13 protein-coding genes (1 of these 13 running past the window's edge) are annotated in these 15138 nt (G+C 68.7%); 4 read left to right on the top strand and 9 right to left on the bottom strand.

Annotated elements, in window-relative coordinates:
• The 3 genes from QFZ67_RS10030 to thyX form a co-directional block, all read right to left on the bottom strand.
• Positions 1 to 65, bottom strand: partial view of a ribonuclease J gene (locus QFZ67_RS10030; protein ID WP_307660750.1) — the 5' end (the start) only. The gene continues 1621 nt to the left of window position 1, outside the view; 65 of the gene's 1686 nt are visible here — the first part of the coding sequence; it begins with the start codon at positions 63 to 65; its stop codon lies off the left edge, out of view.
• A gap of 168 nt (positions 66 to 233) precedes the next feature.
• Positions 234 to 1133, bottom strand: a complete 900-nt coding sequence (gene dapA, locus QFZ67_RS10035; protein ID WP_307660751.1) for a 4-hydroxy-tetrahydrodipicolinate synthase — start codon at positions 1131 to 1133, stop codon at positions 234 to 236.
• A gap of 232 nt (positions 1134 to 1365) precedes the next feature.
• Complete coding sequence (thyX, locus tag QFZ67_RS10040) at positions 1366 to 2106, bottom strand: FAD-dependent thymidylate synthase (RefSeq protein WP_307660752.1); 741 nt, start codon at positions 2104 to 2106, stop codon at positions 1366 to 1368.
• Positions 2107 to 2290: 184 nt separating this feature from the next.
• Here thyX and QFZ67_RS10045 point away from each other — a divergent pair, with 184 nt between their 5' ends.
• Both QFZ67_RS10045 and QFZ67_RS10050 read left to right on the top strand, forming a co-directional pair.
• Complete coding sequence (locus QFZ67_RS10045) at positions 2291 to 2530, top strand: hypothetical protein (protein WP_307660753.1); 240 nt, start codon at positions 2291 to 2293, stop codon at positions 2528 to 2530.
• 94 nt (positions 2531 to 2624) lie between these two features.
• Entirely contained in the window at positions 2625 to 3173 is a 549-nt protein-coding gene (locus QFZ67_RS10050) for a hypothetical protein (RefSeq protein WP_307660754.1), read from the top strand.
• Between the two features lie 2 nt (positions 3174 to 3175).
• On the opposite strand, the gene QFZ67_RS10055 is transcribed toward QFZ67_RS10050, so the two are convergent.
• The 6 genes from QFZ67_RS10055 to eccD form a co-directional block, all read right to left on the bottom strand.
• Complete coding sequence (locus QFZ67_RS10055; RefSeq protein ID WP_307660755.1) at positions 3176 to 3628, bottom strand: hypothetical protein; 453 nt, start codon at positions 3626 to 3628, stop codon at positions 3176 to 3178.
• A gap of 5 nt (positions 3629 to 3633) precedes the next feature.
• On the bottom strand, positions 3634 to 4386 hold the full coding sequence (gene dapB / locus QFZ67_RS10060) for a 4-hydroxy-tetrahydrodipicolinate reductase (RefSeq protein ID WP_307660756.1): 753 nt from the start codon (positions 4384 to 4386) through the stop codon (positions 3634 to 3636).
• A 29-nt stretch (positions 4387 to 4415) separates the two neighbouring features.
• Positions 4416 to 5795 (bottom strand): pitrilysin family protein, encoded by a 1380-nt coding sequence (locus QFZ67_RS10065; RefSeq protein WP_307660757.1) that lies wholly within the window; start codon positions 5793 to 5795, stop codon positions 4416 to 4418.
• On the bottom strand, positions 5792 to 8008 hold the full coding sequence (locus QFZ67_RS10070; RefSeq protein WP_307660758.1) for a polyribonucleotide nucleotidyltransferase: 2217 nt from the start codon (positions 8006 to 8008) through the stop codon (positions 5792 to 5794). The genes QFZ67_RS10065 and QFZ67_RS10070 overlap by 4 nt, the downstream gene beginning before the upstream one ends.
• 281 nt (positions 8009 to 8289) lie before the next feature.
• Positions 8290 to 8580, bottom strand: a complete 291-nt coding sequence (gene rpsO / locus QFZ67_RS10075; RefSeq protein WP_215096097.1) for a 30S ribosomal protein S15 — start codon at positions 8578 to 8580, stop codon at positions 8290 to 8292.
• Between the two features lie 169 nt (positions 8581 to 8749).
• Positions 8750 to 10249, bottom strand: coding sequence for a type VII secretion integral membrane protein EccD (gene eccD / locus QFZ67_RS10080; RefSeq protein ID WP_307665787.1), 1500 nt, complete (start codon positions 10247 to 10249; stop codon positions 8750 to 8752).
• A gap of 225 nt (positions 10250 to 10474) precedes the next feature.
• On the opposite strand from eccD, the gene eccCa reads away from it, so the two are divergent.
• Positions 10475 to 14446 (top strand): type VII secretion protein EccCa, encoded by a 3972-nt coding sequence (gene eccCa, locus QFZ67_RS10085; RefSeq protein ID WP_307660759.1) that lies wholly within the window; start codon positions 10475 to 10477, stop codon positions 14444 to 14446.
• Positions 14446 to 15003: a hypothetical protein gene (locus tag QFZ67_RS10090; RefSeq protein ID WP_307660760.1), complete on the top strand. Its 558-nt coding sequence runs from the start codon at positions 14446 to 14448 to the stop codon at positions 15001 to 15003. Before eccCa ends, QFZ67_RS10090 begins: the two co-directional genes overlap by 1 nt.
• The last annotated feature ends 135 nt before the right edge of the window (positions 15004 to 15138 follow it).

Raw genomic sequence — 15138 nt, forward strand, 5'->3', positions numbered from 1 at the left:
GTGATGCGCAGGCCGCCCTTGGGGAGCTTCGGCGGGGCGCCGAGTTCAGGATGCGGATGACTCAAAAGACTCTCCTCACCACGCACGCCACGTACCGCTGCGGCACATGGCGTACATGACATTCGTGCACTTGCTGTTGTCTGTGTCCGGCCGTTTCGGTCGGATCTCTTCGCATATTCAGTTGTGAAGTCTGGGTTTGAAGCCGTTCAGGCCGTTGGGGCCATTCGGGATGTTCAGAGCTGTACCCCACCGGCCGCGAGGTCGATCTTGAGCTGCGCGGTTTCCTCCGGGGAGAGCTCCACCAGGGGGAGCCGGAGCGGTCCGGCCGGGAGGCCCTGGAGGGCCAGTGCCGCCTTGGTGGTGATGACGCCCTGGGTGCGGAACATTCCGGTGAAGACCGGGAGCAGCTGCTGGTGGATCTCGGTGGCCTTCTGGACGTCACCGGTGAAGTGGGCGTCGAGGAGGGCGCGGAGCTCGGGGGTGACGACATGGCCGACGACCGAGACGAAGCCGACTGCGCCGACCGAGAGCAGCGGGAGGTTGAGCATGTCGTCGCCGGAGTACCAGGCGAGACCGCTGCGGGCGATGGCCCAGCTGGCGCGGCCGAGGTCGCCCTTGGCGTCCTTGTTGGCCACTATGCGCGGGTGGTCGGCGAGGCGTACGAGCGTCTCGGTGTCGATCGGGACGCCGCTGCGGCCGGGGATGTCGTAGAGCATCACCGGCAGTTCCGTCGCGTCGGCGATGGCCGAGAAGTGACGGTACAGGCCCTCCTGCGGGGGCTTGTTGTAATACGGCGTCACGGCGAGCAGGCCGTGTGCGCCGGCGCGCTCGGCGGTGCGGGCGAGCTCGACGCTGTGGCGGGTGTCGTTGGTGCCGATGCCTGCGACGACATGGGCCCGGTCTCCGACCGCTTCCAGTACAGCCCGTACGAGCTGGTCTTTCTCCGCGTCGCTGGTGGTCGGCGACTCACCGGTGGTGCCGTTGATGATCAGGCCGTCATTGCCTGCGTCCACCAGATGGGCGGCCAGTCGCTGGGCACCGGCGAGGTCAAGTGCGCCGTCCGCCGTGAAGGGCGTGACCATGGCGGTGAGGACCCGCCCGAAGGGGGTCTGCGGAGTGGAGATCGGAGCCATGGGTAACACGCTACTCGCTGCTCAGTACGCAGTGTCCCCTCGGGGGACGTGATGTACAAGGTGGCATGAGGAGCCCGGCACTGCCTGCTCGGGGGTTCAAGCAGTGCCGGGTCCGTTTGATCAGCCTAGATGAACTTCATGAAACACCGCAATGCGGACACTTCGCCGGGCTGCCCGTACATCTGTGCTCTACGGGTGTACGGCGCGTGCACGGCGGGTCCTCTGCGGGCGCCTACGGAGCCACACGGCCGTTCGCATTGAAGGCGGCGTACGTGAGCGGCATGAGCTTCGCCCAGTGCTGCTCCATCTTCTCGCCGACCATTTCGATCTCCCGCTGCGGGAAGGACTCGATCTTCGCCAGCTCATGCTGGGTGCGCAGGCCGAGGAAGTGCATCAGTGAACGGGCGTTGCAGGTCGCGTACATGGAGGAGAACAGGCCGACGGGGAGGACGGCGCGGGCGACCTCGCGGGCGATGCCCGCGGCCAGCATCTCCTGGTACGTCTCGTACGAGCGACGATACGAGTCGATCATGGCTTCGGACACGACCTTGTGCTGCTCCGGGGAGCCGTCGATGAAGACGTACTTGCCGGGGCGGCCCTCCTGGACCAGCTTGCGGTCCTGGCCCGGGACGTAGAAGACCGGCTGCAGCTCGCGGTAGCGGCCGGACTCCTCGTTGTAGGACCAGCCGACCCGGTGCCGCATGAACTCGCGGAAGACGAAGATCGGGGCGCTGATGAAGAAAGTCATCGAGTTGTGCTCGAAGGGGCTGCCGTGGCGGTCGCGCATCAGGTAGTTGATGAGCCCCTTGGAGCGCTCGGGGTCCTTGTGGAGCTCCTCCAGAGACTGCTCGCCTGCCGTGGAGACTCGGGCGGCCCACAGCACGTCGGAGTCGGCGGCGGTGTGCTTCACCAGTTCGACGGTGACATCGCCGCGGAAGCTCGGCGTGGCTGTCTCGATGGGGGTGTCGGGCACCAGGGGTCCTTCCGGTTGAACGCTTCGGCGCCCACTTTAACGAGGGAACGCCGCGGCAGTATCTCGGCCCCCTTTGAACATTTCCGGTAACTCGGGCACCAAATGACAGTTTTTGACGTCAGTACCAGTAGAAGTGTCCTGTCACTAGATTCCAACCCCAGATTCCAAGAAGGAGAGTGCCCTGATGTTCCGCCGGGGAGAGGCCGTCCCGTTCGCTTTCGTCGCCGAGGCCGACCGCTTCCGCAGTAACGTCACTCAGCCGCCGCGTGAACGGCTCAGCGTCTCTGACCTCGCGGGCCGTACGCTGGTCGGGCTGACCATCGTCTGCGGACTCGTCGGCTCCCTGCTTTTCGGGCTTCCCGCGCTGGATTCCGGCCAGACTCCGGGGCATTCGCAGCAGTCCGAGGCGTCCGAGAGGCGCTGACTCGTACGGCCCCCTGGGGTGGTCGGCCAGAGGCCTCCTCGGTAGCCTCACCGGGCACAGCCCAACCGAGTGTGCTGGTGAGTGAGGATCAGTCGTGCCCCTGCCTTTTCTGACGGCCGACCGTGCATTTGGCACGAACGATGGCGACGTCGCGCTGCCCTTCGACGACCACGACCACTGGCGGCGTCCGTACCGTCCGGGGCCCTGGCGGGTCGCCGCGGCGGCGCTGCTGCTGCTGCTCGCGTCGTTCGTACTCATCGCGGCGATGATCATCGCGTTTGCCGGTGCGCTGCCGGGCGCGGGCGCGTGCCTCGGTCTGGGTCTCATACTGATCTTCGCGGCGCTGCGGCTGCTGCGCGCGGGCGTCTGGGTCAGCCGCCACGGAGTGCGGCGCGTGAACTTCTTCTCGACCACCACGGTGCCGTGGAACCACGCTGCCGCGCTGCGTACCGTTCAGCAGCCGGTCCGCTGGCTCGGGCTGCCGCGGACCGTGCAGGGGCAGGCGCTCGTCGTCGTACGGCAGAGCGGTGAGCCGCTGCCCCTGCTGACCGATCACAACGCGGACTTCCTGTCGCGTCCCGAGGCCTTCGACAGGGCTGCGGACACGGTCGAGGCCTGGGGCTCGGAGTACCGGACCGCCTAGGTCTAGGTCGGGGCCGTCCTGCCGTCGTGCAGTGCGATCGCCCGCTGCATCGCCTTGCGGGCGCGCGGGGTGTCCCGGGCGTCGTGGTAGGCGACGGCAAGACGGAACCAGCAGCGCCAGTCGTCCGGTGAATACTCGGTCTCCGCGCGACGCTTGGCGAAGACCTCGTCGGCCGAGTCGCGGTCGATGCGCCCGCCTGCCGTACGCCTCGACTCGTCCGCCGGCAGGCCGCCTTCGGCCTCCAACTCGCGGGCCAGCCGATGGGCATTGCGCGCGAAGCGCGTGTTGTGCCAGAGGAACCACACGCCTACGCACGGCAGCAGGAAGGCCACCGCGCCCATCCCCATCGCGGCCGGCTCACCGGTCAGCATGAGGAGCACACCCTCCAGCGCCACCACGGCGAAGACGATGACCAGCACGGTGGCGAGGAAGAAGTACGTGATCTTTCCGCCCATGGCCGTCAGCCCAGGTCGAGGAAGTGTTCCAGGCCGAAGGTGAGGCCTGGGGTGGACACCACGCGGCGGACGCCGAGCAGAATGCCCGGCATGAAGCTGCTGTGGTGCAGGGAGTCGTGCCTGATCGTGAGCGTCTCGCCCTCGCCGCCGAGCAGGACTTCCTGGTGGGCGAGCAGGCCGCGCAGGCGGATGGCGTGCACCGGGACACCGTCCACGTCGGCGCCGCGGGCGCCGTCCAGAGCGGTGACGGTGGCGTCGGGCTGGGGGGCGCAGCCCGCCTCCGCGCGGGCCGCCGCGATGAGTTGGGCGGTGCGGGTGGCGGTACCGGAGGGCGCGTCGGCCTTGTTCGGGTGGTGCAGTTCCACGACCTCGACAGACTCGAAGTAACGCGCCGCCTGCTGCGCGAACTTCATGGTGAGGACCGCGCCGATGGAGAAGTTCGGCGCGATGAGCACACCGGTCTGTGGGGATGCGGCGAGCGAGGTGTTCAGCTGCGCGAGGCGTTCGTCGGTCCAGCCGGTGGTGCCGACAACCGCGTGAATGCCGTGGCGTACGCAGAAGTCGAGATTGCCCATCACCGAGGCCGGGGTGGTCAGTTCGACCACGACCTGGGCGCCGGCGTCCACGAGGGCTTCCAGCTTGTCGCCCCGGCCGAGGGCCGCGACCAGTTCCATGTCGTCGGCGGTTTCGACGGCTCGTACCGCTTCCGAGCCGATACGGCCATTGGCGCCGAGAACGGCCACGCGCAGCTTGCTCATTGCTCTTTCCTTAGGTTGGGAGACCGCTTCTAGGAGACCGCTTCGTGGAGGCGGTCCGCCTGCTTGTCCTTGAGCGGGCCGATCACCGACAGTGAGGGACGGTGTCCCAGCACCTCGCCGGCCACCGCGCGTACCTCGTCGGGGGTGACGGCGGCTATCCGGGCGAGCATGTCGTCGACCGACATTTGCGCTCCCCAGCACAGTTCGCTCTTGCCGATCCGGTTCATCAGCGCGCCGGTGTCCTCCAGGCCCAGCACGGTGGAGCCGGAGAGCTGGCCCACGGCGCGGCCGATCTCCTCGTCCGACAGACCGTCCGAGGCGACCCGGTCGAGCTCGTCGCGGCAGATCTTCAGGACGTCGTGGACCTGGCTGGGGCGGCAGCCCGCGTAGACGCCGAAGAGGCCGGTGTCGGCGAAGCCCGAGGTGTACGAGTACACGCTGTAGGCGAGGCCCCGCTTCTCCCGCACCTCCTGGAACAGGCGCGAGGACATGCCTCCGCCGAGGGCGGTGTTGAGCACGCCCAGCGCCCAGCGGCGCTCGTCGGTGCGGGCCAGTCCCGGCGTGCCGAGGACGACATGGGCCTGCTCGGTCTTGCGGTTCAGCAGCTCGACACGGCCCGCGGTGCGGATGCTCCGCGAACCGTCGCGGGGAGGGGTCGGGGCCGCGTCCGTACGAGTCAGGGCACCGGCCTTCTCGAAGGCCTTGCGGACCTGGCGTACGACCGTGGCGTGATCGACGTTGCCCGCGGCGGCGACGACCAGATGCGTCGGGTCGTAGTGCTTCTTGTAGAAGCGCCGGATGCGGTCGGCGGTCAGCGCGTTGATGGTGTCGACAGTGCCGAGGACCGGGCGGCCGAGAGGGGTGTCGCCGAGCATGGTGTGCGCGAACAGATCGTGCACACAGTCGCCCGGGTCGTCCTCGGTCATCGCGATCTCTTCGAGGATGACGCCGCGCTCGGCGTCGACGTCCTCCTGCAGAATCAGCGAGCCGGTGAGCATGTCGCAGACCACGTCGATGGCGAGCGGCAGGTCGGTGTCGAGCACCCGCGCGTAGTAGCAGGTGTACTCCTTCGCCGTGAAGGCGTTCATCTCGCCGCCGACGGCGTCGAGGGCGGAGGAGATGTCGAGGGCGGAGCGCTTGTGCGTGCCCTTGAACAGGAGGTGCTCGAGGTAGTGAGTGGCGCCGTTCAGGGACGGCGTCTCGTCGCGGGAGCCGACGTTCGCCCAGATCCCGAAGGTGGCGGAGCGTACGGACGGCAAGGTCTCGGTGACGACGCGGAGGCCGCCGGGAAGGACGGTGCGGCGGACCGTGCCGATGCCGTTCTCGCCCTTGAGAAGCGTTTGGGTACGGGCGACGGCCCGCGCCTCCGAAGAGGTGCGGGCCGTCGTCCTGGAACTACGGGACGTCACTTGTCGGTGTCGTCCTTCTGGTCGTCGCCCTCTTCACCCTCGATGACCGGGATGAGGGAGAGCTTGCCGCGGGAGTCGATCTCGGCGATCTCGACCTGGACCTTGGAGCCGACCGCGAGCACGTCCTCGACGTTCTCCACGCGCTTGCCACCGGCGAGCTTGCGGATCTGCGAGATGTGCAGCAGACCGTCCTTGCCGGGCATCAGGGAGACGAAGGCACCGAAGGTGGTGGTCTTGACGACCGTACCCAGGTAGCGCTCGCCGACCTCCGGCATGGTCGGGTTGGCGATCGAGTTGATCGTGGCGCGGGCGGCCTCGGCCTGCGAGCCCTGCTGGGCACCGATGTAGATGGTGCCGTCGTCCTCGATCGTGATATCGGCGCCGGTGTCCTCCTGGATCTGGTTGATCATCTTGCCCTTGGGGCCGATGACCTCACCGATCTTGTCCACCGGGATCTTGACGGTGATGATCCGCGGGGCGTTCGGGGACATCTCGTCCGGGACGTCGATGGCCTCGTTCATCACATCGAGGATGTGGAGGCGGGCGTCGCGGGCCTGCTTCAGCGCGGCGGCCAGGACCGAGGCGGGGATGCCGTCGAGCTTGGTGTCGAGCTGGAGCGCGGTGACGAAGGTCTTCGTACCGGCGACCTTGAAGTCCATGTCACCGAAGGCGTCTTCCGCACCGAGGATGTCGGTGAGGGCGACGTAGTGCGTCTGGCCGTCGATCTCCTCGGAGATCAGACCCATGGCGATACCGGCGACGGGGGCCTTGAGCGGCACACCGGCGTTCAGCAGCGACATGGTGGAGGCGCAGACCGAGCCCATGGACGTGGAGCCGTTGGAGCCGAGCGCCTCGGAGACCTGGCGGATGGCGTACGGGAACTCCTCGCGCGTCGGCAGCACCGGCACGATGGCGCGCTCGGCGAGCGCGCCGTGGCCGATCTCGCGGCGCTTCGGCGAACCGACGCGGCCGGTCTCACCGACGGAGTACGGCGGGAAGTTGTAGTTGTGCATGTAGCGCTTGCGGGTCACCGGGGAAAGGGTGTCCAGCTGCTGCTCCATACGGAGCATGTTCAGGGTGGTGACGCCCAGGATCTGGGTCTCGCCACGCTCGAACAGCGCCGAGCCGTGCACGCGCGGGATGGCCTCGACCTCGGCGGCGAGCGTACGGATGTCCGTGACGCCACGGCCGTCGATGCGGACCTTGTCCTTGATGACGCGCTCGCGGACCAGCTTCTTGGTCAGCGCGCGGTAGGCACCGGAGATCTCCTTCTCGCGGCCCTCGAACTGCGGGAGCAGCTTCTCGGCGGCGACCTCCTTGATGCGGTCCAGCTCGGTCTCGCGCTCCTGCTTGCCGGCGATGGTGAGCGCCTGCGCGAGCTCGCCCTTGACGGCCGCGGTCAGCGCCTCCAGGACGTCGTCCTGGTAGTCGAGGAAGACCGGGAACTCGCCGGTGGGCTTGGCGGCCTTGGCGGCGAGGTCCGACTGGGCCTTGCACAGCGCCTTGATGAAGGGCTTCGCGGCCTCGAGACCGGCAGCGACGAGCTCCTCGGTCGGCGCCTCGGCGCCGCCCTTGACGAGCTCGATGGTCTTCTCGGTGGCCTCGGCCTCGACCATCATGATCGCGACGTCGCCGTCCTCCAGGACGCGACCGGCGACCACCATGTCGAAGACGGCGTCCTCGAGCTCGGTGTGCGTCGGGAAGGCGACCCACTGGCCCTTGATCAGGGCGACACGGGTGCCGCCGATCGGGCCGGAGAAGGGCAGGCCGGCCAGCTGCGTGGAGCAGGAGGCGGCGTTGATCGCGACCACGTCGTACAGGTGGTCGGGGTTGAGCGCCATGATCGTCTCGACGATCTGGATCTCGTTGCGCAGGCCCTTCTTGAAGGAGGGGCGCAGCGGGCGGTCGATCAGGCGGCAGGTGAGGATCGCGTCCTCGGAGGGCCGACCCTCACGACGGAAGAAGGAGCCGGGGATCTTTCCGGCTGCGTACATCCGCTCCTCGACGTCCACCGTCAGGGGGAAGAAGTCGAGCTGGTCCTTGGGCTTCTTGGAAGCGGTGGTGGCCGACAGCACCATGGTGTCGTCGTCCAGGTAGGCGACGGCGGAGCCGGCGGCCTGACGAGCCAGTCGGCCCGTCTCGAAGCGGATGGTGCGGGTGCCGAAGGAACCGTTGTCAATGACGGCCTCGGCGTAGTGGGTCTCGTTCTCCACTAGCGTTTTCTCCTCGTCTTCGTCCCCTCGCCCGTGTGGCGGGGGACGGTGGCCGAGAAGCTCTCGTTCTGCGGGCCGGTCTTCGATCGAAGCACCCGGGGCTTGGTTCTCCGGGGGCCACTACCGAGGACCGGCGGCGGGGAGGCGGCTTCTCGTTCGTTCGGTATTGCGTTGTTCCGGTATTGCGTTGTGCGACCAGACTAAATGCCGTCCGGTACGTCGCGCACGTACAGCAAAGGGAGCGGCCCCCTAAGAGTGGGAACCGCTCCCTTCACGGCGTCTTACTTGGCACCGCCGGCCGCACCGCGGCGGATGCCGAGGCGGTCGACCAGCGCACGGAAGCGCTGGATGTCCTTCTTGGCCAGGTACTGCAGCAGGCGGCGGCGCTGGCCCACCAGGATCAGCAGACCACGGCGGGAGTGGTGGTCGTGCTTGTGGGTCTTGAGGTGCTCGGTCAGGTCCGAGATACGGCGGGAAAGCATCGCGACCTGGACCTCGGGGGAGCCGGTGTCGCCCTCCTTGGTGCCGAACTCGGACATGATCTGCTTCTTCGTAGCGGCGTCGAGAGACACTCGGTACTCCTCTTTAGTGTTCGATGCGCCCACAAGTGCCCCTGGTCTTGATCTCAGGGGAGCTTCCGTGACTCGGAGGCGAAGGTCCGATGAGCGCAGACCGCAGAGCCCTCAAAGAGCTCCGGAGGTCGCGTACACAAACGGCCGTCACACAGCGTACCAGCCCCGGCTAGGAGGTCAGCGCCCGGATGGAGTGGTAGACGTCGAACACCGCCAGGCACAGCGGTACGAGCGTGAGCAGCACGAATGTCTCGGCGATCTCCAGGAAGCGGCCCCAGAAGGGGGTGACCCCCGCGCGGGGCACGATCAGGCCGATCGCGGTGATCAGGGCGGCGACGGCGGCGACAGCGGCAGTGAGCCAGATCGTACGGATGTCGAGCCCGGTGCCGTCGCCCCGCAGGGCGTCGCGGATCAGCGCCGTGGGCGGGTTCAGGCACAGCCCGAGCCCGAGCAGCACGAGTGCGCCCAGTCCGGCCGAGAGGGCGCAGCCCACCTGGGCCGTGTAGCGGAAGAGGTGGGCGCGCATCAGCATGGCGACGCCGGTGGCGAGCGCCAGCAGCTGGCCCCACACATTGTCGGAGAAGCCGAGGACGGCGGAGGCTCCCACAGCCACCAGTGCGCAGCCGCCGACCAGACCGACGAGCAGCTCGTGGCCGCGGCGCGCCTGGGCGGCGATGCGCTCGGCGTCGACGAGCCCCTGGTGCTCGGGTTCGGCGCCGTAGCCGCCGACGGCGGTGCGGGGCGGCTCGAAGCCGATGGGGAGGCGGGCGAAGCGGGTGGAGAGGCCGGGCAGGAAGGCCAGGGCGCCCACCGCCAGCGGGGCGCAGACCGCGGCGGTCTCGGCGGGCTGGAGCTTGGTCAGGATGGCCACGAAGGTCACCAGCAGACCCACCGAGGCGGCGAAGACGAAGGCGACGAAGGGACCGTCGCCGCCGGGGGCGACGATCGTGAGAATCACCGACCACACCAGGACGGCGGCGCAGGCGAGCAGGACCTGGAGCTTGCCGACCCCCTGCCCGTCCGCCACGGGCAGCAGTCCGGCGCCGGCGACGGCCGCGTTCGCCATTGCACCCACGCCGAGGGCGACGGCCGAGCCCCGGTCGGCGTACACCCGGGCACGCACGCCGGCGAGCGCGAGCAGCAGTACGCCCGTGACGGCGGCGAGGATGCCCGGAAGGCCGTGCATGTCGTGCCGCGGGTCCGACGTCCACAGCACGAAGGCGAGCAGGACCAGCAGGATCGACCCACCGAAGAGCCCGGCGCCGCGCATCAGGTCGTCGGTCCACAGCGTGCGGTCGCGGGCAACGGCGGACGCCACGGCGTCCGAGACGTCGTCGAAGACCGCCGGGGGCAGCGACTCGGCGAAGGGCCGCAACGACAGCAGCTCACCGTCGAGGATGCGCTGGGCGGCCAGGGAGCGGGCGCCGTCGAGCACGGTCCCGTCGCGTCGCACGAGGTGGTAGCCCACCGGAGCGCCGGGCGCGGGGCTCTGACCGGACAGGCGCAGGACCTCCGGGTAGAGGTCCGCCACGGGGATGTCCTCGGGCAGTGCCACGTCAACGCGACCGTCGGGGGCGACGACCGTCACCCGGCAGAAACCGGTGCCGCTGCTGGACGGCGTCGCAGGACCGGGCTGACCGGTTCCCGCGGCCACCGCTGAGGCCGTCATACTCACCTGCTGCATCCCCTCGTGATGTTCCTGGAACGTGGTCCTGGCCTTGCGCTCCGAATGACCCCATTTTTGCGGAAGTTCACGGCCGCGCAAACACGTCGCGCCACCCTACCGCCCACCCGTCGGCCCTGGCGCAAGTAGGATCCCTCCCCGCGGACGGAACCCGTCGCCACGGGGGCGCCGATAGGAACATTTCCGTCCGGCAAGGGAATTGGTGAGCTTGTGAGTCAGATCGTCGTCAAGCGCCCACCACGGGCCCTGCCTTCCGAGGTACCCGGCGAGCACGTGCAGCTGCAACCCCCGCCCGAACTGCCCAGAGGGCAGCAGGAGGGCGCGCTGATGCAGTTGCTGCCGATGCTGGGCATGGGCGGTTCGGTCGTCTTCTTCTTCATGACCCCGAATCCGATCATGCGGATCATGGGCATGGTGATGATCGCGTCGACGGTCGCGATGGCGATCGCGATGCTGGTCCGCTACCGGCGGGGTACACAGGGGCAGCTTGCCGATCTTCGCCGTGACTACCTGAAGTACCTGACGCAGACGCGGCGCACGGTGCTGCGGACCGCGCGGCTTCAGCGCGATGCGCAGTACTACCTGCACCCGTCGCCCGAGCAGTTGTGGGCGCTCGTCGCCGAGGGCAGCCGGGTGTGGGAGAGGCGCGTCGGCGACGACGACTTCGGGCAGGTGCGCATCGGTCTGGGTAGCCAGCAGCTCGCCACCCCCCTCATCGCACCTGACACTGCACCCGTCGACGAGCTGGAGCCGCTCACCGCGGGCGCGATGCGGCAGTTCCTGTCGGCGCACAGCACTCTGGACGGCCTGCCCATGGCCGTGTCGCTGCGGGCCTTCTACCACCTGACGGTGAGCGGCGAGCCCGACTCCGTACGCTCCACCGCCCGCGCGATGATCGGCTCGCTGGCCTCCCTTCATTCGCCCGAGGACCTGGTCATCGCCGTCGCCGCCGACCATCAGGCCGCGCCGCACTGGGAGTGGGCGAAGTGGCTGCCGCACGCCCAGGCCACCGGCCCCGCCGATGGCGCGGGCAGCCGTCGCCTCATCGCCGCGGACTTCCGTGACCTGGAGGACATGCTCGCGGGCCGCCTCGAGGGCCGGCCCCGCTTCCAGGGCAGCGCTCACCCGCTGCTGGACCAGCCGCATGTCGTCGTCGTGCTCGACGGCCAGTCCGTACCTTCCGCGTCCGCGTTCGCCGCTGCCGAGGGACTGCAGGGCGTGACGATCATCGAGGTCGTCCCCGGTGAGGTGACCGGGGCGCGTGGCGGGCTGTCGGTCGTGGTGCACCCCGAATCCCTGCAACTGGAGTCGGGACACGGGCTGGTGTACGACGGGGCTCCCGACCGGCTCAGCATCGAGGCCGCCGAGGCGCTCGCCCGCCAGCTCGCGCCGCTGCAGGTGGCCACCGGCGGTGACGACGACGAACCGCTGCTGGCCAACCTCGACTTCACGGATCTGCTGAATCTCGGTGACGCGGCGTCCGTGGACGTCGCGCGCACCTGGCGGCCCCGGTCCCAGTCGGAACGGCTGCGCGTCCCGATCGGCGTGGGCGAGGACGGCGCCCCGGTGATGCTGGACCTCAAGGAGGCTGCGCAGGAGGGCATGGGTCCGCACGGCCTGTGCGTAGGCGCGACCGGTTCCGGAAAGTCCGAGCTGCTGCGGACGCTGGTGCTGGGCCTCGCGGTCACCCACTCGTCGGAAACGCTCAACTTCGTCCTCGCGGACTTCAAGGGTGGCGCGACCTTCGCCGGTATGTCGCAAATGCCGCACGTCGCCGCGGTGATCACCAACCTCGCGGACGACCTGACACTGGTGGACCGCATGGGCGACTCCATCCGCGGTGAGCTCAACCGCCGCCAGGAGATGCTGCGCGACGCGGGCAACTACGCCAACATCCACGACTACGAGAAGGCGCGTGCCGCGGGAGCCCCGCTCCAGCCGGTCCCCTCGCTCGTCATCGTCATCGACGAGTTCAGCGAACTCCTCACCGCCATGCCGGACTTCATCGAGATGTTCGTCCAGATCGGCCGTATCGGACGGTCGCTCGGCGTCCATCTGCTGCTGGCCTCACAGCGGTTGGAGGAGGGGAGGCTGCGCGGTCTGGAGACGTACCTGTCGTACCGCGTCGGTCTGCGTACCTTCTCCGCGGCCGAGTCCCGCGCCGCGATCGGTGTGCCCGACGCGTACACCCTGCCGAACGTCCCCGGTTCGGGCTTCCTGAAGTACGGCACCGACGAGATGGTCCGCTTCAAGGCGGCGTACGTCTCGGGCGTGTACCGCACGAACCAGCACGCCGCCGTGCCCGGAGGCCCGCTCCCCGTCGACCGGCGGCCCGTCCCGTTCACCGCGGCCCCGGTCCCCGTCCGCTACGTCGAACCGACCGCGCAGCCGCGCATCCCCGACGCGCGGACGCAGGAGGACGACGCTCTGGCCGACTCCGTCCTCGACGTCATCGTGCGCCGACTGGAAGGCCGCGGCGCCGAGGCCCACCAGGTGTGGCTGCCGCCGCTGGACAACCCGCCGCCGCTGGACGAGATCCTGCCGGGTCTCGCCGAAGTGGAGGGACGCGGACTGACGCAGCCGGGATTCGAGGGCGCGGGCAAGCTCGTCGTCCCGCTGGGCGTCGTCGACAAGCCGTTCGAGCAGCGCCGCGACCCCCTCTACCGGGACTTCTCCGGGGCGGCGGGCCATATGCAGATCGTCGGTGGCCCGCAGTCGGGCAAGTCGACGTTGCTGCGGACGCTCATCGCAGCCTTCGCATTGACGCATACGCCCCAGGAAGTGCAGTTCTACGGCCTCGACTTCGGTGGCGGCGGCCTGTCCTCGATCGCCGGCCTGCCGCATGTCGGCGGGGTCGCTTCGCGCCTGGATCCGGAGCGCGTGCGGCGTACGGTCGCCGAGGTGTACGGCATCATGGCGCGGCGCGAGGAGTACTTCCGCAGTGCAGGCATCGACTCCATCGCCACCTTCCGCAGGCTGCGGGCGCGCGGCGACATTTCGATGATGGAGCAGCCGTGGGGCGACGTGTTCCTGGTCATCGACGGCTGGGGCAACTTCCGTACGGACTACGAGGGCCTGGAGCAGGCTGTCCTGGACGTCGCGGCGCGCGGCCTGGGCTACGGCATCCATGTCGTCCTCACCGCCTCGCGCTCGATGGAGGTCCGCGCCAATCTCAAGGACCACCTGATGAACCGGCTGGAGCTGCGGCTCGGCGACACCATGGACTCCGAGCTGGACCGCAAGGCTGCCGTCAACGTCCCGGCGGGCGTGCCAGGGCGCGGTCTCACCCCGGAGAAGCTGCACTTCATGGCGGCCGTGCCGCGGATCGACAGCATCAACTCCGACAGCGACCTGTCGGAGGCCACGGCCGCCATGGCCCAGGAAGTCACCCGGCACTGGACCGCGCCGGGAGCCCCGGCAGTGCGGCTGCTGCCGCGCGAACTTCCGGTGGAGAACCTGCCAGCAGGCTTTGCACACCCGGAGCGCGGTGTCTCCTTCGCGATCGACGAGAACAACCTGGAACCGGTCTTCGTCAACTTCGAGCGCGACCCGTTCCTCCTGGTGTTCGGCGAGAGCGAGTCCGGCAAGTCCAATCTGCTGCGGTTGCTCATCAAGCAGTTGAGCGAGCGGTACGACGGCAATGCCTGCAAGCTCTTCGTGATCGACAACCGCCGCGCGCTGCTGGACGCGACTCCGGCCACCCACTTGGCGGAGTACGTCCCCATGTCCAACAACATGGACCATCACGTGGACGCTCTGGCGGATCTGATGCAGCGCCGTACGCCGTCGGCCGATGTGACGGCCCAGCAGCTACGGGACCGCAGTTGGTGGCGAGGCCCGTCGGTGTTCGTCGTGGTCGACGACTACGAACTGGTGTCGACGTCGAGCGGCAACCCACTGGGCAAGCTCACGGAAATGCTGCCCTTCGCACGGGACGTGGGCGTCCGCTTCATCATCGCCCGTAACTCGGCAGGAGCGAGCAGGGCCGCATACGAGCCGTTCATGCAGCGCATGATGGAGCTCGGCGCGCAGGGTGTGCTGCTCTCCGGCGACCCACAGGAGGGCGACGTCCTCGGCGGTGCCCGGATGCGCCCGATGCCGGCGGGACGGGGCATTTTCGTCTCACGGCAGCGCGGCAACCCGCTGGTTCAGACCGGCCTCATGCCGACGGAGCTCCACTGATGATCGGCGCAGCGGTCTTCGCCGCCCTGTTCGCGCTGGCGTTTCTCGCCTTCGCGTTCGTGGACCACCGCAAGCTGTGGTGGCACTTCCAGGCCAGCCGTTTCGAGAACCCGGAGGCCCACGAGCCGTCGGCCGCTTCCTTCATGTGGCGTCGGCTGGCGCTGGTGGGCGTAGCGGCGTTCCTGGCGTGGCAGACCGTGGGCATGCTTCGCCTCGCAGGGGTTTTCGGCTCCGGTCCGGATCACGACGAGATCCTGAAGCGTGTGGAGTCGGTGGCCGAGGAACTGGATACAGGTGAGGCCGGGCGGTACAAGTTCCCCGGCCTCGAAGACGAGGGCTCGTGGGGTCCGTTCATCAATCCGCGGCTCCAAGGTCCTGGTGAAGACCCGATCGCCATGCTCGCCTCCAAGTCTGGAGACGTGGAGCGCTACGACGTGGACGGGGTCTGCCTGATAGTGACGGCCAAGCCGCTGCCCGGCCAGTCCAAACAGGCATATGCCATGGACAACTTGATGTACAGCCTCAAGACCGAAGTCACGGACCGCGCTTGCGAGTAGCCGAAGCGAATCAATAGGCTAGCCTCGCCGTTTCGGTTGGGATGAGGCGGCGTCGCGGGTCACCAACTGTTGGGTGGGCGAGGTGTTTTCGCTGCTTGGGCAGGGTGGAGTCCCGGCGCGGTGGTCGGGTTCTCC

The sequence above is a fragment of the Streptomyces sp. V1I1 genome (assembly GCF_030817355.1).
GTDB lineage: Bacteria > Actinomycetota > Actinomycetes > Streptomycetales > Streptomycetaceae > Streptomyces.